General features: G+C 67.3%; 20 protein-coding genes. All 20 read right to left on the reverse strand.

The window, feature by feature from the left end:
• Position 1: 1 nt before the first annotated feature.
• Positions 2 to 769 carry a hypothetical protein gene (locus BOQ54_RS19675; RefSeq protein WP_145979728.1) on the reverse strand — a complete coding sequence of 256 codons (768 nt, stop codon included), beginning with the start codon at positions 767 to 769 and terminating at the stop codon, positions 2 to 4.
• Positions 766 to 1,194, reverse strand: coding sequence for a hypothetical protein (locus BOQ54_RS19680; protein ID WP_145979729.1), 429 nt, complete (start codon positions 1,192 to 1,194; stop codon positions 766 to 768). The genes BOQ54_RS19675 and BOQ54_RS19680 overlap by 4 nt, the downstream gene beginning before the upstream one ends.
• 271 nt (positions 1,195 to 1,465) lie before the next feature.
• A complete protein-coding gene (locus BOQ54_RS04740; protein WP_071923388.1) occupies positions 1,466 to 1,693 on the reverse strand; it encodes a hypothetical protein in 228 nt (75 codons plus the stop codon).
• Entirely contained in the window at positions 1,690 to 1,878 is a 189-nt protein-coding gene (locus BOQ54_RS04745) for a hypothetical protein (RefSeq protein ID WP_071923389.1), read from the reverse strand. Before BOQ54_RS04745 ends, BOQ54_RS04740 begins: the two co-directional genes overlap by 4 nt.
• Before the next feature lie 124 nt (positions 1,879 to 2,002).
• Positions 2,003 to 2,533, reverse strand: coding sequence for a TIGR02594 family protein (locus BOQ54_RS04750; protein ID WP_071923390.1), 531 nt, complete (start codon positions 2,531 to 2,533; stop codon positions 2,003 to 2,005).
• A 75-nt stretch (positions 2,534 to 2,608) separates the two neighbouring features.
• On the reverse strand, positions 2,609 to 2,863 hold the full coding sequence (locus BOQ54_RS04755; RefSeq protein WP_186438027.1) for a DUF6127 family protein: 255 nt from the start codon (positions 2,861 to 2,863) through the stop codon (positions 2,609 to 2,611).
• Positions 2,864 to 2,969: 106 nt separating this feature from the next.
• Positions 2,970 to 4,061: a DUF2793 domain-containing protein gene (locus BOQ54_RS04760; protein WP_071923392.1), complete on the reverse strand. Its 1,092-nt coding sequence runs from the start codon at positions 4,059 to 4,061 to the stop codon at positions 2,970 to 2,972.
• A 10-nt stretch (positions 4,062 to 4,071) separates the two neighbouring features.
• A complete protein-coding gene (locus BOQ54_RS04765) occupies positions 4,072 to 8,013 on the reverse strand; it encodes a baseplate multidomain protein megatron (protein ID WP_071923393.1) in 3,942 nt (1,313 codons plus the stop codon).
• A complete protein-coding gene (locus tag BOQ54_RS04770) occupies positions 8,013 to 8,474 on the reverse strand; it encodes a peptidase (RefSeq protein ID WP_071923394.1) in 462 nt (153 codons plus the stop codon). The genes BOQ54_RS04765 and BOQ54_RS04770 overlap by 1 nt, the downstream gene beginning before the upstream one ends.
• 16 nt (positions 8,475 to 8,490) lie before the next feature.
• Positions 8,491 to 9,375, reverse strand: coding sequence for a DUF2163 domain-containing protein (locus BOQ54_RS04775; RefSeq protein WP_071923395.1), 885 nt, complete (start codon positions 9,373 to 9,375; stop codon positions 8,491 to 8,493).
• Entirely contained in the window at positions 9,372 to 9,998 is a 627-nt protein-coding gene (locus BOQ54_RS04780) for a DUF2460 domain-containing protein (protein ID WP_071923396.1), read from the reverse strand. Before BOQ54_RS04780 ends, BOQ54_RS04775 begins: the two co-directional genes overlap by 4 nt.
• Positions 9,998 to 12,382, reverse strand: coding sequence for a phage tail tape measure C-terminal domain-containing protein (locus BOQ54_RS04785; protein ID WP_071923397.1), 2,385 nt, complete (start codon positions 12,380 to 12,382; stop codon positions 9,998 to 10,000). Before BOQ54_RS04785 ends, BOQ54_RS04780 begins: the two co-directional genes overlap by 1 nt.
• Positions 12,375 to 12,557 carry a DUF7697 family protein gene (locus BOQ54_RS04790; protein WP_071923398.1) on the reverse strand — a complete coding sequence of 61 codons (183 nt, stop codon included), beginning with the start codon at positions 12,555 to 12,557 and terminating at the stop codon, positions 12,375 to 12,377. Before BOQ54_RS04790 ends, BOQ54_RS04785 begins: the two co-directional genes overlap by 8 nt.
• A gap of 50 nt (positions 12,558 to 12,607) precedes the next feature.
• Positions 12,608 to 13,045 carry a hypothetical protein gene (locus BOQ54_RS04795; RefSeq protein ID WP_071923399.1) on the reverse strand — a complete coding sequence of 146 codons (438 nt, stop codon included), beginning with the start codon at positions 13,043 to 13,045 and terminating at the stop codon, positions 12,608 to 12,610.
• A gap of 9 nt (positions 13,046 to 13,054) precedes the next feature.
• Positions 13,055 to 14,011, reverse strand: coding sequence for a phage tail tube protein (locus BOQ54_RS04800; protein WP_071923400.1), 957 nt, complete (start codon positions 14,009 to 14,011; stop codon positions 13,055 to 13,057).
• A gap of 24 nt (positions 14,012 to 14,035) precedes the next feature.
• Entirely contained in the window at positions 14,036 to 14,467 is a 432-nt protein-coding gene (locus BOQ54_RS04805) for an acyl-CoA transferase (RefSeq protein ID WP_071923401.1), read from the reverse strand.
• The gene (locus BOQ54_RS04810; protein WP_071923402.1) at positions 14,467 to 15,114 is read right to left on the reverse strand and encodes a DUF6441 family protein; all 648 of its coding nucleotides are present in this window, start codon (positions 15,112 to 15,114) and stop codon (positions 14,467 to 14,469) included. The genes BOQ54_RS04805 and BOQ54_RS04810 overlap by 1 nt, the downstream gene beginning before the upstream one ends.
• Positions 15,111 to 15,425: a head-tail joining protein gene (locus BOQ54_RS04815; protein WP_071923403.1), complete on the reverse strand. Its 315-nt coding sequence runs from the start codon at positions 15,423 to 15,425 to the stop codon at positions 15,111 to 15,113. The genes BOQ54_RS04810 and BOQ54_RS04815 overlap by 4 nt, the downstream gene beginning before the upstream one ends.
• A 4-nt stretch (positions 15,426 to 15,429) precedes the next feature.
• A complete protein-coding gene (locus BOQ54_RS04820) occupies positions 15,430 to 15,783 on the reverse strand; it encodes a DUF2190 family protein (RefSeq protein ID WP_071923404.1) in 354 nt (117 codons plus the stop codon).
• 72 nt (positions 15,784 to 15,855) lie between these two features.
• Entirely contained in the window at positions 15,856 to 17,871 is a 2,016-nt protein-coding gene (locus BOQ54_RS04825) for a prohead protease/major capsid protein fusion protein (protein WP_071923405.1), read from the reverse strand.
• Positions 17,872 to 17,876: the final 5 nt, after the last annotated feature.

Genomic DNA, 17,876 nt, shown 5'->3' on the forward strand with positions numbered 1-17,876 from the left:
CTCAGGACTGCGTTGGGAGCTCAGGCGGTGCAGGAGCATCCACTGCCGCGGCTCCCGACTGAAGGCCGTCCCTCCAAGCTCGGAGCGCTTGGCCCGCGCTTTCCATTGCTTGGCGATGTTCTTCGATCTCTGTATCGGGCAATTCACGCGCAATCCATTGACCAGCCCCGTCGGTTTCAAGAACCGCGATGCGGATGGGGCCGGCAACTCCGCCCGGATTCGTGTGAATGACGTGCTCAACCGTCCATGCCGCGAGGAATACGGCCTCGCGTACATTCGGCTGACCATTTTGGCAGAAGACATCAACCAGGAATCGGAGGAATGGATCAGCAGCAAGTTTTCCTGATCCAATCGCGACATAATAATGATGCGCGTCAAGTAGACGAGGCTGGAGGGGACCGTCGAAAACACAGCACTGATGAGTGCCATTGTGCGGGAACGCAAGGACTGTGCTCAAATTTAGCGCGTTAAACGCGCCGACAATTCCCGTGCTTTGGAACTGTTGCAACACCAATTGAGCCAATGTCAGTGGATAGTGCAGCGGATGATGCGTGTTAGGTATAGCCGCATGATTTCCGTCAGCTACGAATCGGAACCGATCTCCTTGACCTTGGTCGCCGGCGAATGCGAACACTTGGTTGCCACCAAGCACGGCGATCTTCTTGCCAGTGTGATGCGCAATGGGGATTTGCCCCATGCTAGAGGTAAGCATGCTATCCGAAGCGACCACCGCCCCATCGCGACAAAGAAAGCCCACGACGACAGTCATTGCTGGAAAATGCTGTTCGCCTTCATCTCGGGATAGCGATTGTAAATCGCTGCAACTAGTTGCTGAAAGGAGAGCGACCGAACCCAGTTGGCGGCCTGCGAAATGAAAGTTCGCGCCGGTTCCGGTATTGTTAACAATAAACCGGCGCCTTCCGCATAGCCACTGTTGGTAAGGCGGTAGAGCCGATATCGCATCGAATGATCAGTGGCCACGAGCCCTGCGGCTTCGAGACGTTCCAGCTCAGAATAGACCTGACGATCAAATGGCCCATAATCATACGGGCTAAATGCGAAATGAGGTCCTCCCACGAATTGAGACGCCTCGCGATCAATGAGAAAGAAAAGCTTCTGCACCTGCACTGGCGTGAACGAAGCGTTCCCGCCGGCGGATGCAAGAGCGGCGAGCATGAGGTTTCGTCGTTCCATGCATCCTCCCGATAGCCGACTCACGGCAAGACTCACTTTACACTGTCTGTCAAGCCCTGACGAGGGGATAAATCAGTGCCTGACTTCCCCTCTTGGCTGGTCAGAGTCGCCAGGAGGGAACCGATCGGGGCTCCCCGTTCCAATCGTTCAGAGCCTCCAGAAATCGCAAAGCGCCTTCCAAGCCGCATTATGCTCCTTCACCTGCCGGATCGTCTCCTCCGTATCCCGCTCCGACCACCGGATCGGCTCGAATGCCGAGCACGCGACCGCATCAGTCCCGACGGAAGCCGTCGTCGTCGCGCAGCCGGCCAGGATCAACGGTAGCATCAGCGGCAGCGCGGCGCGCATCGCGCGCCTTGCGGATGAGATCGAGCGCATGGGTGGCGGACTCCGCGATGGCTTCGGCCCTGCCGGCGCCCTTCGCCTGCCGTTCGCGCGCCATTTCGAGGATGGCGAGAACGATGCGGGCAAGCGCCGACAGGACCGTGAGCCAGTTCATGCGGATTTGCCCTTCATCGCCGGCGTGTCGGTCATGAAGCGGAGCACCGCGCCGATGATGCCGATCACCGTGACCGCGATGCCGGCGCGCTCGGAGCCGAGCAGATCGACCCAATCGGCCGCCTGAAGGACGCCGAGCACGGCAAGCGCGGCGTTGAAGGCAAGCGTCTTCCAACCCTTGAGCATAGAGAGCCTCCATGGAGAGAGCGCCGCATTCACGGCCGGGCGCATTGGCCGGTTCACGCGCGGATGACAGCACCGACGGCGCCGCCAACCGCAGGCGGAAAGGGGCGGAAACAGGCGGAAACGATCAGGCCTCGTTCAGCGACAGCGCGCCGGTTGCTTCGAGATGGATCGGGCGGACGTTGGCGGGCTCAACGCGATAGAGCGGCCGGCGCGCGGCATAGAGGCGGGCCTTGGCGATTCGCGTGATGCAGACCCGATCGGACTGGTTGCCGCCGAGCACATGAAAGGCAGACGCATCCTCGCCGACATAGAGGCCGACATGACCGCCGCCGCTGCGCGTGAAGACGAGCACATCGCCCAGCGCCGGCGCCGGCGCTTTGGCGCCGAAGGCGGACCACGACAGCGCCCAAAGCGGATGCTTCGGAAGCTCCTTGCCGGCGCGCTTGGCGACCACGGCCATGAACAGGCCGCACCAGGGGATGCTGTCGGCCTTGTAGACATCGGCGACTTCGCCGCCGACCTCCTTCGCCCAGGCGACGATGGTCGGGTTGTTTGCGGCGCCGGGCTTTTCCATCGTGCCGAAGAGCTTCAGCGCCTCGACGATCATCTTCGGCCCGGGCTCGCGGGCGAGCCAGGCGTAGCGGGATGGCAGCATGAGAAATGTCTCCTGAAACGACGAAGCCCGCCGGGATGGCGGGCTTGTTGACGGACCGATCCGCGGCGCCCCCGATCAGGGGCCGTTGCCGAACAGCTTCAGCTTGATGGCGATGCCCGCGAGGAGGGCGAGCAAAATGCCGGTGGTGATCAGGCGCACCGCCGTCTGCACCGCGGTGCGGCGGACGAAGCGGATGCATTCGATCAGCGAGCGCAGATCCCGGATGTCGAGCGCCGCGTCCCTGCCTTCGAGACCGACATCGGCCAGCGCCCGGCGCGCGCCGCGCTCGGCGGCGCGGGCGAGCAACTCCTCGAACTCGGCCTCGGCCATGCGGACGTTGCCGTCCTCGGACCCCGGATCGCCGTCCGGGGCAGGCTTGAGAGGAGTCATTGCCGTCTTCCTCGGGTTTTGTGCGCGATGCCGCGCGGGCGCGCGCCTATCCGACCTTGCAGCCCCAGAAGGCCGTGTGGTCGGCGGCGAAATAGCCGTCCTGGACGCGGAAATAGCCTTGCAGCTCGACGGTGTCGCCTTCGGCAAGAAGCGCTATGGCGTGCAGCCACAGCGCGGTGGCTTCGGAAACGTGTTCGCCGGAAATCTCGCCGAACGATCCGCGGATCGCGGTTGTGCCGTTCAGCACAAGCCGGCCGCGCATGCGCGCGGCGGTGCTCGAATTCACCTTGTAGAGGAGCGAGGCGCCGAAGAGATAGGTGCCGGCCGCCGGCGCCACGAAGCGATTGTTTCCGGCATCGAAGGCGTTCTGATCGTTGTACTCGGTGTTGTTGATCGCGATCTTCGTCCAGGTATCGACCGCGACGTAGTTGTCGAAATTGGTGTAGCCCTTGAATCGCGGCAGGCGCGGCTGGTTCATGATCCCGGTTTCGTGGTCAACCTCGAAGGCGTCGTTGAAGGCGGAGCCGTCGGCCGAGACCGCGAGGCGGAGGTTGTCCGATCCGAAGAGGCCGAGCAGCGCCTTGGTCACGAAATCCGTCTGAAGGACGAAGCCGACATCGCCGCCCGCGGCCTCCTTGTTCATCGTATAGAATAGGTCGCCGTCGCCGCCTTCCGATGCATATCGCGCGGTCCACAGCGCCTTGTTGATCTTCGCCGAGAAGGGATTCTGCGCGTCGGCCGCCGTGCCGAGACCGATCAGCGCCGCGTTCTGGATCACGGCGCCCGATCCGGGGATTCCTTCGACCGGCTCCCACGCGGCGCCGGTCCAGATCACGAGCCGCGCCTCGTCCTCGATCCACGCCCGCCAGCCGGGTTGCGGGACGAGCTTCATCCAGACGCCATCGACCCAGTAGGCGACGTTGAGATCCCAGCCCGCCCAGGCGCCGGCTCCGCCGGAAGCTACGATATAGCGGTCGCCGTCGTTCGGGCTTGCGGGCGGGTCGGTCTCGCTGCGGCTGATCGCCGACATCTGCACGAGCGCATCGAGCAGGCGGATCGCCTCGTTGTGCGTGACGTGCTTCTGCGCTTGGCTCGCCAGAATGTAGGGCAGCTTGAGGTGTGTGGTTTCGTCGGACATGCGGGCTCTTTCAGAAGAACAGCGTCACGGCCTTCGGCGCGCCGCGGCCGAAGGTCGTCGAAAGCTGATAGATGACGATGTCGAGCGAAGCGGGCGGCGCGAGCGGCGCGCCCCAGTCGGCGGTCTGCTGGGCGGCGGTGTAGACGACGCTGGTGGTGGGGGTTGCGAGCGTGCGCTTGACGGCCGCGCCGTCGACGATATCGATTTCATAGGCTTCCGCTTCCTCGAAGAGCGGGACTTCCAGCGCGCCCCAGTTGTCGCCGGCGGGCGATCGCGTGCGGCGCTTCCAGCGGATTTCGAGATCGCCGGGCTCGCGCGCGGTCCGGTAGGGCTGGCTCACATGGCCGACCGACAGGGGGCGCAAGCCGACGCCGCGCGGCGTGAAGGTCTCGGCGAGATAGGCCGGATCGCTTGCCGGCAGCGACGCGGGCCCGATCCGCCAATTGTAGGTGATGCCCACATCGGCTTCGCCGATCGACAACGGCGTCACCGCCGCGTCGAGAATCACGACGCGGCTTCCCGCGGGCGCCGGGTTGCGCATCGCCCCTTCGGTCCCGAGCTGCCCGCGCAACAGGCGCTTGAGGCGATAGCGGCGCACGTCGATCAGCTCGGCCTGGCCGAACTGCACGATCTCCCAGACGCCGGGCTCGGACTCGATCGCGGCCGAGTTCGCGCCTGCGAACAGCGCGATATCGGTGACGCTTTCGAGCGTCCCGGCGAGGAGATCGACATGGATCTCGTTGCCGAGGTCGAAGCGCGCATAGGGCCCCGCATAAAAATCGAAGGCGAGCGTGCCGATGCGCGCCGGCCGGCCGATCGCGTCGAGCAGGGTGAAGCCGTCCTGCGTCGCGCTGCGATAGACCGCCGCCCGGCCATACCATGGCGATGCATGCACGGCGGCATAGGGACGGTGCGCCGGCGCGCCCTCGGCGATGACCGGCAAGTCCATCAATGCCGCCACCGGCGGGCCGTAGACGATCGGCTCCGGGAGGGACGGCGCCCGCTCCGGTCCCGGCCTTGCGCCGTAGATCACGGCGTCGGTGCGCACGGCCTCGATCGCGCGCGCGTCGGTGTCCGCCGCCGATCGAAGCCGGAACTCCAATTGCCGGCCGTCGTGCTCGATCAGCACGACATCGGTCGGCTCCAGGGCGAGCCGCGACGGCGCGAGCACAAAGGTCGCCTGCTCGCGCTCGATCCAGGCCTCGAACAAGGCCCGGCGGCAGCGCGCATCGGCCTCGGCGCCGGGCGCGGCGATCTGGAAATTCTCGCTGCGGATGCGCGCCGTATCGACGGTGATCCGGCGCGCTTCGACCGTCATGCCCTCATATTCTTCGTCGGCGCGAACGAGCCGCCATTTCAGGGCGAGCGGCAGCTCGGTTTCCTGCGCGCGGGTGAACTCGATGTCCTCGTCCTCCCGCCGGCGCGCGGCAACAAGATCAACCGGCCCGACCACAGCAACCGGCATGCCGCCACGCGGCACGAAGCGGATGGCGCCGTCCGATTCGACGGCATCGAAGCCATAGAAGCGCGCGAGCGGCTCGATCGAGCCGCGCGCGCTTTCGAGCGCATCGATCAAATAGCCGGGCACGGTCGCGGCAAGCTGCGCCACATCGATTTCCGAATCCGGCAGGCCGCCGCGGCGGCAGATTTCGCGGACGAGCGCGGCGAGGCCCGAGGCGCCGAGCCGGCCGTTCAGCCAATGCCCGAGCCGCCAGTTCTCAACGTCGCCCCAGACATCGGCGCGGCCGGGAAAAGCGGGATAGGGGCGCGCATCCCACGTCCAGATGGAGAGCTCGCCCATCTCGATCATCGGGCCGCCATAGACGGAGGAGATCGGATTGTTGGCAGACCAGTAGTGATAGAGCGCCTCGACATAGCGGCGCTGAATGAAATCGTCGCGCGCACCGCGCGAATAGTAGGGTAGTCCGCTTTCGGAGGACTTCGGATCGACGAAGACGTTCGGCTGGTTCGTGCCCTTATCGACCGCCGGGCATCCGGCTTCCGTGAAGCGGATCGGCTTCGATCGCGGCACCCAGGCGGTCGGCGTTCCACTTTCGATGCCGCCCGGGCGGTCGAAGTGCTGGTTCGACCACCACGCGCGCACGTCCTTGAAGCGGAAGACCCACGGCTTGCCGTAGGCGCCGTCGGTGATTGGCGTGCGGTTCTGCACGTCGCGATCAGCCGCGCTCGCATAGTACCAATCGAAGCCCTCGCCGCCCTCGATGTTCGCTTCGAGATATTCGCGATCATGGATCGAACGCCAGCCGGCGAGCGCGTCGGTGTGGCCGAAGCCGTCGCGCCAATCGGAAAGCGGCATGTAGTTGTCGATGGCGACGAAATCGATGTTCGAATCCGCCCAGAGCGGATCGAGATGAAAGAACACGTCGCCCGAGCCGTCCTGCGGATGGTGGCCGAAATACTCCGACCAATCGGCCGCGTAGCTCAGCTTGGTTTGCGATCCGAGGATCGCCCGACAATCGGCGGCGAGGTCGCGCAGCGCTTGGACGGCGGGATAGGCGTCGGCGCTCGATCGCACCTGCGTGAGGGAGCGCAGCTCCGAGCCGATCAGGAAGGCATCGACGCCGCCCGCCGCCGCGCAGAGATGCACATAGTGCAGGATCATGCGGCGGAAGCCCCACTCGTCAGGATCGCCGATCCACGAAACCGTTTCGCCGGAAACAAGAAAATCCGACGGCTGCGCGCCGCCGAAGAACGCGTTCACCTGCGTGGCCGCCGCGCTGGACTTATCAGGGCTCCCGGCAAAGCCCGGCGCCGGCGAGCAGGTGATGCGCCCGCGCCAGGGATAGCGAGGCTGGCCGATCGTCGCGGCGTTGTCCGAATAGGGATCGGGCAGCGTGTTGCCGGCGGGCACGTCCATGAGGACGAAGGGATAGAAGGTCACGCGATAGCCGCGCGCTTTCAGTTCCTTGATCGCCTGCACCACCGCGAAATCCGCCGGCGTGCCGCCGTAGGCGGGATCGTCGGTGCCGGGCAGGCGGCTTACGAGATGCGCGGCGGCGCGGCTTACGCCGTTCACCGACCAGCTTGCGGGCGTGGTGATCTTCGATGCGACCTCGACGCCCGGGCGGATCAGGCATTCCCCGCAGCGGAGATCGGTGCCGAACCACGAGACCACGAGCGCCACGGATTCGACGTTCGGCGCAACGGCTTCGAGATGATTGAGCGAGACGATGAAGTCCGGCTCGCCTTCCGACGAATTGACGTTCTCGGCGCGCGTTTCGCCCAAGGCGCCGCGCAGGATCGGCTCGGTCGCATAGACGAACTCGCCGGCCGAGGGGATCATGTTGACGCTGCGGATGACCTGCTCGGCGGACTCGGGATCGTCGAGCGGACGGAACACCTCGAAGGAGAGCTGCGGAATCCGGTTGCCGAACTTTTCGAGCGGGAGGTCGTCGAACACGACATAGGCCGTGCCGCGATAGGCCGGCGCGTTGTTCGCGCCCATCTTCTGGGCGATCAGCGGGTCGGGCTCTTCGTCCTCGGTGCCGCGATGGACGCGATAGACGGCGCCGCGCACGTCGAACGGCTTGCCGTCGGCCCAGATGCGGCCGATCCCGGAGATCGGGCCCTCGCACAACGCCACGGCGAAGCTGCAAAAATAGAAATACTCGGTGACCTCGACGCCGCCGCCACCCCCGCCGCCGCCCTTGCCGCCGCCGCCCTGGCGGGTGACGCGCCGCTCCTCGCGGAAGTCGGTGGCCCAGATGACGTTGCCGCCGATCCGCATGCGGCCATAAACGCGCGGGATCACCGCGCCTTCGGTCGAGGTGGTGACGCGAACGTCCTCGAGGCGGCGGCCCTCGATGCGCTGCGTGGGCGTGAGCGCCGCCACGATGCGGCTGTCGATGACCGCGCCGATGATCGAGCCGACGGCGGCGCCGATCGGGCCGGCGATGGCGCCGCCGACGACATTGAGGACAACCGAAGCCATCAGGCAGTTTCCGGGAAGAGAAAGGCGAACGCCACGCGGCGGCGCCAGGGGCGATCGAAGCGCATGGCGACCACGCCGGTGCGCTCGTAGGAATGGACGAAACGGCCGTCGTCGAGGATGATTCCGCAATGCTTCGCCGGGGCGCCGCGCCGCATGCGGAAGAGCACCAGCGCCCCCGGGCCGGCTTCGCCGGGATCGATCTCGATCAGATACGGCCGGACCGTTTCGGCGAAGGTTTCGCGCGCGCCGACCTCGCCCCAATCGCGCGAATAGGGCGGCGGCGCCATGGGCTCGGGCCCGACGATATCGCGCCAGACGCCGCGGGCAAGCCCGAGGCAATCGCAGCCGACGCCCTTGGCACTGGCCTGGTCGTGGTACGGGGTGCCGAGCCATTCGAGCGCGGCGGCGATTACGCGCGCAGGGTCGGCCGCGCGGGGCGGCGCGATGTATTCGTGCGCCATGAGATTGGTCTGCCGATCAGAGCGGGCGGCCGGTGTTGGCGTCGCCCCGGTTCGCGTAGCGGAGCACCACGTCGTCGCCCGGCATATGCGGGAAGCCGCGGAAATTGACGACGTTGCCGAACTTTGCCTTGCAGGTCGCGAACTGCTTGTCGCAGCCGGCGCGGATCACGAAGCCGTCGCCCGCCGCAAGCGTTCGCACCGGCGCTTCGAACAATTCAATGAGAACCTGGCCGCCGCCGACGGCATGCCGCGCAATTTCAGCGCGGCGCCCGGCATTGGCGCCGCTCGTCCATTCGAGGAAGCCGAGCTCGAACCAGCCGGCGGCAAATCCTTCGATTCCGGAGGCTTCGAACACGCGATCGGCGATGACGGCGACAATGCTGCCTGCGCCGCGATAAGCCGGATCGTCGAGATCGACGCCGCAGCGCGCATCGCCGAGCGCGGCGTCGCAATAGTACTGAAACGTGCGGCCGACTGTCTGGTTGAGCACATGGGCGAGGGAGCGGACCTCGGCGATGAAGGCCGCCTTGCCACGCCGAACCTGACCGATATTGCCGCGGCGCATGAGCGTGCGCTGGGAAACGTCCACCCAGTTGACGCGCCAGACCTCGATCATCGCATTGTCCCAGCGCCCGTCGAGAATGTCGGTCTCGGTGATGCGATCCGACGTGAGCACGCCCTGCGCCTCCTGCGCATCGACGGCCAATTCCGAGCCGGCGCGGATTTCGGACGCGGAGAAGCCGGATTCCGGCTCATAGGCCGTGCCGCCGAAGACGAGCGGGCGGTCATGATCGGTGAAGCCGAAGACCTCGCCGTCGGCGCGTTCGATCCGCCAGCACCAGGCGAGCGTCGTCGTGCCTCCGTCGAGATGGGCTTGGAATGCAGCCGACAGAATCCTCATCGCCTGATCTCGACAAGCGGAATGGAAGCGATCGAGCCCATGCGCTCGATATCGAGCGTCACGTCGAGCCGATCGGTATCGAAGCGAACGGGAACGTCGAACTCGAACCCGGCGGTAACGATCACGCCGTTGCCGGGCGCAGCCGCAAAGGAAACCACGCCCGTCGCGGGATCGACGCTCCATCCCGATCCTTGCGCAATGCCGTCGAGCGCGATCAGGACAGTTCCGTCAACCGGCTTCACGATGCGCCGCGAATAGCTTTGCGCCCCGCTCGCGTAGACCTTCACGAGCTGGAACTGGGTGGTGTTTCCGTCGCCTTCGCCGATGATCTGGTCGGTCGCCGAAGGCGATGCCGAAGGGAGGCACGACTTGTAGTCGCTCCAATCCTTCCAGCGGAAGCCATAGAGCCTGCCGTACCTCGCTTCGAAAAACGCCACCACGACGGCGAGATCGTCGGCGCGCCGGATGCCGTAGGCTGCGTCGTAGCGGCGGCGGCTGTCGGCCCAGGGCGAGTTGCGTTCTTCGTCGCCGCTTGCGAGTTCCACAATGCGCGTTCGGCGCTCGGGTCCGCCGCGCGCCCCGCGACTGATGTCGTCGGGAAACCGCACCTCGTGAAACGCCATCACAACCCCCGCGATCCGAAGGCGACCGCCCGCGCGATGTCGGAGGCGATCTGCGTGCGCGAGCGGCGGAAGCTTTCGAGATCGGGCGTGGCGATGTTGATCTGCACCATGCGCCGCCGATCCCAATCGCGCGCTTCGCGGCGCGAAAGCACGCGCTCGCCGCGCTGGAGAATGGCGGGCACTTCATCGTGCCGCAGGCCGGCGACGCCGCCGTCATGCAGGCGCGGCGCGCCGACGAACGCATAGGCCGGCGCAAGGCCTGGCGCGCCGTCGCGGCCGGCGACGCCGCCCTCATGCAGGCGGAAGGCCGGAAGGCCGCCGCCCAGGCCGCCCAGGAAATTCCCCAGCCAGTTCGCAAGCGGCGCCAGGACGGCCTGGCGGATCGACAGCCGCGCCAGATCGGCGAGCATCGAGCTCACCAGCGACGAGACTTCGAGCTTGCCGGTGCGGACGAACTGTGCAACCGCCTCTTCCGCCGTCGAGAACGCCTTGGAGAAGCTTTGCTCGATCAGCTTGGCCGTGGTGCCGGCTTTCTCGACATATTCATCGAGGAAGGCGCGCGCGGGTCCGAACAGGTCGCCCGACTCGCGCAGGAGGCGCCGCCGCTCGGTGCGTTCGAGGCTCTCCAGACGTTCCTGGGCGCGCGCTACCGCCCGCGCATAGATCTCGTGCGAGATCGCCCCGGCGGCGAGCAGCTTGTCCAATTGCGCGAGCGTCTCGGCATATTCCTCGGCCGCCGTTCGGACCGAGCGATAGACCGATTGCGCTTCGGTCCGCAGGCGCTCGGCTTCGCGCTCCGCTTCCGCGGTCTTCTTCTGCGCCTGCTCCAAATCGTACAGGCTGTTGGCAAGCCTCTCGACCTCGGCGCGCTGCGCGGTCGTCGCGCTGTCGCCCAGGCGCGAGACGAAACGCTCGACGAACTTCGCCCGCTCGTCTCCGAACTGCGCAATCGAGCGCGTCAGCTCGTCGATCAACTCGCGCGTCTTCGCCGCCTCGCGCTCAGCTGCCTCGCGCGCCGGCTTCTCGATGGCGTCGATCTGCCGGCGCGCGATCTCCTGCGCGGCGGCAATGGCCTCGTCGATGGCGCCGGTATTTCCGGCCGTGCGCAGCGTCTTGAGCTGGGCGATGGTCTCGGCAAGCCGGGTATTGATCGCGGCAAGGCGCTCTTCCGGCGTGGCGAGGCCTTCGAGTTCCTTGCGCAATTCGCGAAGCCGGTCGAATCCCTTCTCGGTCCTCGCCTCGATTTCGGCGGTCCGGCGATTGGCTTCGGCCGTCTCCATGGCGGCCACTTCCTCGCGGCCGCGTTCGATGACGGCTTCGATGCGCGCTTCGAGATCGGCAACTTGGGCGCGCGCGATCGCCGCCGCGCGGCGGTTGCCGGCGCCTTCGAAGCGGGCGAGGCGATCCTGCGCTTCGATGAGCTGCCGATTGAGGCGCACGACCACCTGGCCGACATCGCCCTCGTCGTTCATCGCCTGAAGCGCGCCGGTGAGGCGGTTCACGCCGTCGGCGAGGCTGTTCATCGCCGCTTCGGTGATGCCGGCCGCGCCGCTCACTTCCGCCAATGTCGCGAGAAAATCGCCGAGCGCCGCCTTGGCGCGGTGGAACGAGCCGGTGACGCCGCCGGCTTCCGCAGCGCCGGCGCCGCCCACCTGCCGTTCGAGGGTTTCGAGGATCGCCCGCTGGGCGCCGGCGATGTCGCCCATGCGGACCATCTCGCTGATCGTCTCGCGCTGGGCGGCGGTGAACGAGACGCCCACCCGGCGAAGCGCGGTCAGGCCCTGGATCGGGTCTTCGAGTGCCTTGCCGAGCTGCGTCGCGGCCGATCGGATGTCCTGGCCGAAGACGGCCGCCAAATCCTGCGCCGCGCGCAAGGCGCGGCGGAACTCCTCGCCGCTGATCGCCCGGAACGTCGCAAGGACGCCCGCGGCGCCCATCACATCGACGTCCGAGGCAAGCGTCGTTCGCTCCATCTCGGAAGCGATGTCGCGGATTTGCCGCGCGGTCATCCCCGCCGCGTTGCCGGTTGCGCGCAGCACCTGTTCGAGCCTGAGGAACGCGCGCTCCTTCTGCTCGAACTCCCGCACGCCGGCGGCAAGCGCCGTGACCACCGCGCCGATGCCGGCCGCGGCGGCCGTGCCGATCGGACCGAGCGCCCGCAGCACGGTTCCGGCCGCGCCGGCACGCGAGGCGAACTGATCGATCTGCTGCCGAGCCTGGCCGGCGGCGGCGTCCACGACGCGCAAGCCCCGGCCGGCCGGCTCGGTCGCCTTGGCGATGCGCTCCATCGAGCGCTGGCCGTCGGCGCCGACCGCAGCGAGTTCGGCCTTGGTCTGTTTGCCGCCGACCACGGACAGCCGGACGGAAACGCGGCGTTCAGCCATCGCAGGATTTCGCCTTCAGTTCGTCGTTGATCGCCCGGATCGCGATCGCCTCGATCTCGGGCAGGACCTCGGCGGCAACCATTGCGTTGACGCCCAGCGCCTCGGCGAGCGCAAGCCCGGCGCCGAGATCCCAGCCGAGCACCGCGCCGGGAATCGCGCGCAATTGTCCGCCCATGCGCAGCGCCAGGTCCCAGACCTGGACGCCTTCAAGCGTCTGCGGCCGGTTCAGGATTGCGGGGCACTCCGCGCATTGCGTTTCGCAGGCCGCGCAGTAGCGGGCGCCCCCGCCGAAGTGCCATTCGGCGAGGGCGCGGATGCGTTTTTTTCCGCGTCCAGCGCGAGGCCCTTGGCGACGTAATCGAGCTCGAAGGCCTCGAACAGCGGATAGAGATCGAGCAGCGCATCGATGCCCTCCGCGGTCGGCGCGACCGGGTTGCCGTCGGCGTCGCCGACGCCTTCCCATTCGCTGATGACGCGGCGCGCGACCGCCTTGCAGAAGGCGAGCGAGCGCTCTTCCATGGGGGTATCGGCGGGCAGATCGCGCACCGCCGGATCGGCGCGCGCCGCCATCATGATCGCAGTGGTGAACGGCGGCACCTTCACGCGGACGCCGTGGCCGAGGTCGAGCCAGCGCGGGCCGGCGGAGATATCAAGACGGATCATGTCGGTTCCTCAGCTCGGGTTGTCGTAATCGGCAACGTCATTGACGAGCGTCGCGGTGCACATGCGGCCAAGCACGGAATCGCGCGCGGCCTGCCATTCGAACGTGGCCTGCACGCCTTGCGGGCCCTGGATCGGCAGGCGCGGCTTCGGCAGATAGACCGCATGCGCGACGAGCTCGAACGACTCGCTCGCGCTGCGGACGAAGCGGAACTTGAGCTCCGCAGGATCGCCGTCGACGGCCTGGGTGAGCAGCGTCTGGTCCGCGAAGCGCACCTCGATGGTGCCGGTGAGCGCCGCGATGGAGGGATCGGCGCCTTCGATCCTGCCGTCGTTGCGAATGGTCTCGATGCGATCGAGATTGTTCGAATAGGTGATTTGCGCCGAGACGACGTTGCCGAGCGGCGTGCCGTTGCGTTTGACCTCGCCGTTGAATTGGCCGAAGCGGAGCACATCGAACTCGGCGAGCGTGCCGGCGGCGCTGGCGCCATTGACGGATTCGCCCTGCGCGAAAAGCCCCACCGTCGCCGTAAGAAGGCCGGAGCGCTGCATCGTCCACGACAGCGTGTTCGCCACCGCGCCGGAGATCATCGCGAAATGCGGCACCTCCGGCATGCCGACCTCGATGCTGAGGCTCGGCAAGGCCCACGCGCCGGATTCGAACACATGGGTGAAGACGCCAAGGTTCTCGCTCGTATCGGGCCCGCCGAACGCCGCCTTGAGCCAGACGCCCCAGGCGCGAACATCGATCGGCACGACGATGTCGCCGTCGGCGTTTTCGACATCCGGGACCGGCGGCAAGGGATCGCGACCGTAGCCGAGGAGCTCGGAGGCCAGAAGCGGCCGCTCGGAGCCGAGCGAGGAACTGGCGAAGGGCATCCGCCGGTAGCTGTTGGCCGCCGGCGGCGTGCCGTAGATCGATTCGAACGCGAGCGCGAGTTGCGCCCGCGCGCCTTGAGCGCGTGCCATGGGTGAAAGCCTCCGTCGCGAGGATCAGGACAGCGGGTCGGCCGACCCGTAATGAAGGACGAGCGGCACGACCGCGGCCTTGAGGCCCGGTGCGCCTTCAACGGAAAGATCGATCGGCTCGGGCGCCACGGCCTCGATGTAGTCGCAGAGCCCGCCAAGCGTTCGGTCGCTCGCGATCGCCGTGCCGATCGCGAGCATGATCGAATCGAAGGTGCCGTCCCGCGCCGCCGGCGTCGGTCCGTCCGCCACGATCTCGATCTCGGCGCGGTGCGCGTAGACATATTCCGGCGGCGAAAGCAGCACGTCGGGCTCGCCCGGATCGCCGTCGCGCAGGATGACGACGCCGCCGGCCGGAACGCGTTCGGGCAAGACCTCGTTGCGAAGAACCTTCGGCCCCACGACGCCCGACAATCGGTCGAACAACGCCTGAAGCACCTGTTCGCGCTTGGACGCCATCATTGATCCTCGGATTCGATCTCGGGCCAGTTGTCGTGGACGAGACGCGGCAGGCGCTCCTGCCATTCGCGGGCGGCGCGGTCGAGATCGAGGCGCTTGCGCAGCGTGACCTGCGGAACGAGCAGGAATATCACCGCCGTGACCTGACCGCGGCCGGTCTTGCTGCGGCTTGCCGCCGCCAGCCCGCGCTTGGTGATGCGTGCATTGTCGGCGACGAGCAGCGAGGGGACGCCGCGGCGATAGACGAAGCGCAGGCGCATGCCGGTGCGCCGCTCCCATTCGCCGGGCCTGATCCGCCGGCCCTTGAGGCCGCTTCCCGCGAGCTCGGTCGGGATCGCGAGCCAGAAGCCGGCTTTCGAGCGGATGACGACGCCCCGGTCGAAGGCATCGACGATCTTCGATGCCCGCGAATAGACCAAGGCGGCCGCCGAGATGCTGGCGCGTCCCTTCGGGTAGTATTGATCGCGGATCGTGTTCGCGAGACGCTGCCCCAATCCGGCCGACGTGATCTGCCCGCGCCAGTCGCGCTTGAGCCCGTCGCCGGCCTGGCGAACGGCCGCGGTGGCCGCGTCCGCCGCGCCTTTGATCTCCGCGGCCATGTGCTTTTCGAGATCGCCGACGATCGCCGCATGCAGCCGCGGGCTCATGCCGGCTTCACTTCCGCCGACCAGATCAGCCCTTCGGCGTCGCGCAGCGGCTCGCCTTGCACGGCGAAAATCTCGGTGCCGATCTCGAACGTATCGCCGGCATCGAGCGAAGGGGCATCGGCGGTGCGGACATCGAGCATGCGGCCGGCGGTCACGAAACGGCCGGCGCCGAAATTCGTGACCTGATCCGGCGTGCGCAGCACGACGCGCACCGGCGTGCCTTCGCCGCTGCCGCCCGCCCGCCAGATCGCGTCGCGGGCAAGGTTCGGATCGCCGAACAGGGCGTCAACGGCCGCGGCGAACGCGTTCATGGCATCACGCGGCTACGGGAAAGCCGAAGGCGCCGTTCAAACGCACGCGGCCGATGGTATCGCCGGCGCCGTCGGGAACCGGTGCGACCGCAACGCCGATCAGCGCGTTGCCCGTGGCCACGGTGGTGCATCGCTTGTTTGCATTGTCCCAATAGACGAGATCGCCGGCGTTCCATTCCTGCGAGCCGGTCTTCGCAAGATTGAACACGCCCGTGGTCTTGATCGGCACATTCGCGCCGCCCGCAGCGGCGGTGACGGCAACCCCGAAAATGGAGCCGACCAGCACGCCCTCGCCGGAGCCGACGGCGGTCGGCGCGACGACGGTCAACGTGTCGCCGTGCTGCACGAAACTCTTCATGATTGCTTCTCCTGAAAAGTTCAGGGCCGCGCGTTGCGCGGCCCTTGAGGACAACCGGACCGGCGCGGGCCCTTACGACGGGTTCGCGCCGGCGTTCTTGTAGAGGCCGCGATGGTCGAGTGCCTTCGCCGCGAAGTCGTGGCGCACCTTGAACTCGACGCCATCGACCTCGAAGCCGGAACGCTGATCGGTGAACGGCTCCATCTGGCCTTCGAGATGGGCGTACTCGATCGTATCGACGAGGTTCGGATCGGCGGCGAGATACCAGGGCTGCGGCCCGCCGATGACGAACAGGCGCGGCTCCTCGATGATCTCGAGCGATCCCGTGAACGCATTCACGTCGGCCGCCTTGGCGGCGGTGACCGCCGCGACCATCTTGCGCGCCTCGATCGAGCGCTGGCCGGGCGGCACGAGAATGAACCGCGGGCGGTTGTCGATGTATTCCTCGCCGTCCAGGTCCTTCTGCTGCGCCATCTTCTCCCAGGCTTCCGAAAGCGCGGCCTCGTCGATCACGCTTGCGGTGCCGAGGTTGCCGTGATCGGCATGGAAGAGCGCGATGTTGTCCGCAAGCGGCGCGTTGGCGATCAGCACGTTGTAGACGATCGCCGATTCGAGATCGGCGGCGCGCTGGCCGGCGCTCGCGATGGCGCGGTCGAAGGCGCGCAGATCGTCGTTGATGATCGCCTGCCGCGTCAGCGCGACGATGCGTCCGTAGGTCGCGAGCTGATAGCTTTCGCGGCCTTCCGAGATCGTGCCGTAGCTGAACTCCGCGCCTTCCATGACTTGCTTCAGGGCCGGGAAGCTGCCGATCTGCGTCGGGAACATCGGCTTGAAATCGGTCGCCGTGATCCCGCGCGCCCAGCGCTGGAACGTGCGGGGCGTCGTGGCATAAGCCTGGCGCAGCCGCTTTCCGGCGACATTGGCGAGGATCAGCGGGAAATCGGAGGTCGAGTGCAGCCCGGCCGCGCGGGTCGCAGCATAGGCGATCTCGCCCGAAGTCATGCCGCGCGTCCGCACGCCCGCCGTTTCGAGGCAGTCGCGCGCCACATCCAGCAGGCGCATCCCGCGATACTCGCGGGCGCGATCCGTGAGCTCGAACGCGTTCGGCTGCGCCCGATGCAGCAGCGCCTCCGCGATGGCTTCGCGGCGCGTGACGGTGGCGTCGAGTCCGCCGGCCGGCATGGAGATCTGCGAATGGCCGCTGCCGCGTGCGTCGCGCTCGGCGAGCTTGTCGAGCACGGCCGAGCGGACCTCCGGCAGGCCGGCACCGCGCGCGATCAGATCGTCGACGAAGGCGCGCTCAAGGCCGAAGCGATCGCCGAGCGCCTGAATGGCGGCGATGCGCTCGCGTTCCGCGCGCCGCACTTCGTCCGCGTTCGGTTGCGGCGCTTGCGGCGCGGGCGCGGTCTCGGGCGCGCTGTCCGCGCGAATGTCGGCCGCGGCCTCGATGGTGTCGCCCTGGTCGCCGGCGACGGGCGTCTGCTTGTTGGGCATTTCGGACCTCTCAAGTTGCGCCGCCGGCGTGGCGGCAGGATCGTCGTCCCAGACCACGACGCATGGCGCGAGCGCGGCGTCCTTGCGGATGTGCGCTCCCGGGTCCGCCGCGACGGGCACGGCGGAGATTTCAAGGGGCTCCCAATCGACGGCCCGCCACAGCTCGGGCCGGCCGTCGCGCTTCTCGACCTCGTACCTGTGGACGCGATAGCCGACCGAGACGTTGCGGATGATGCCGGCAACCACGTCGCGCCAGATCGGCTCAACGTCCGCGCGTTCGCTGAACCGGATAGTGGCGATGCCTTTGCCGTCGGCGATCCGCGCCGAGCCTTCGACCACCACGCCGATGATCGCGTCGAGATCGAACGCGTTGTGCGTGTTGAGAAACGGGGCGCCGGTATTCAGCCGATCGAGGCGCACCGCACCGGCATCGACTACGAGCTCCTCGTCGATGTCCTCGTCCCAAAGCCTGCGGCGCCTTATGCGCGCGCCGGTGGTCCACACCACATCGACCGTGCGGGCTTGTTCGTCGGCCGTTTCGGCGCGCACCTCGACCTCCCGCCCGAGCAGCGGGAGCATGACGTTCTTCGGCATCGGGC

This window comes from Chelatococcus daeguensis (genome assembly GCF_001887265.1).
Lineage (GTDB): Bacteria > Pseudomonadota > Alphaproteobacteria > Rhizobiales > Beijerinckiaceae > Chelatococcus_A > Chelatococcus_A sambhunathii.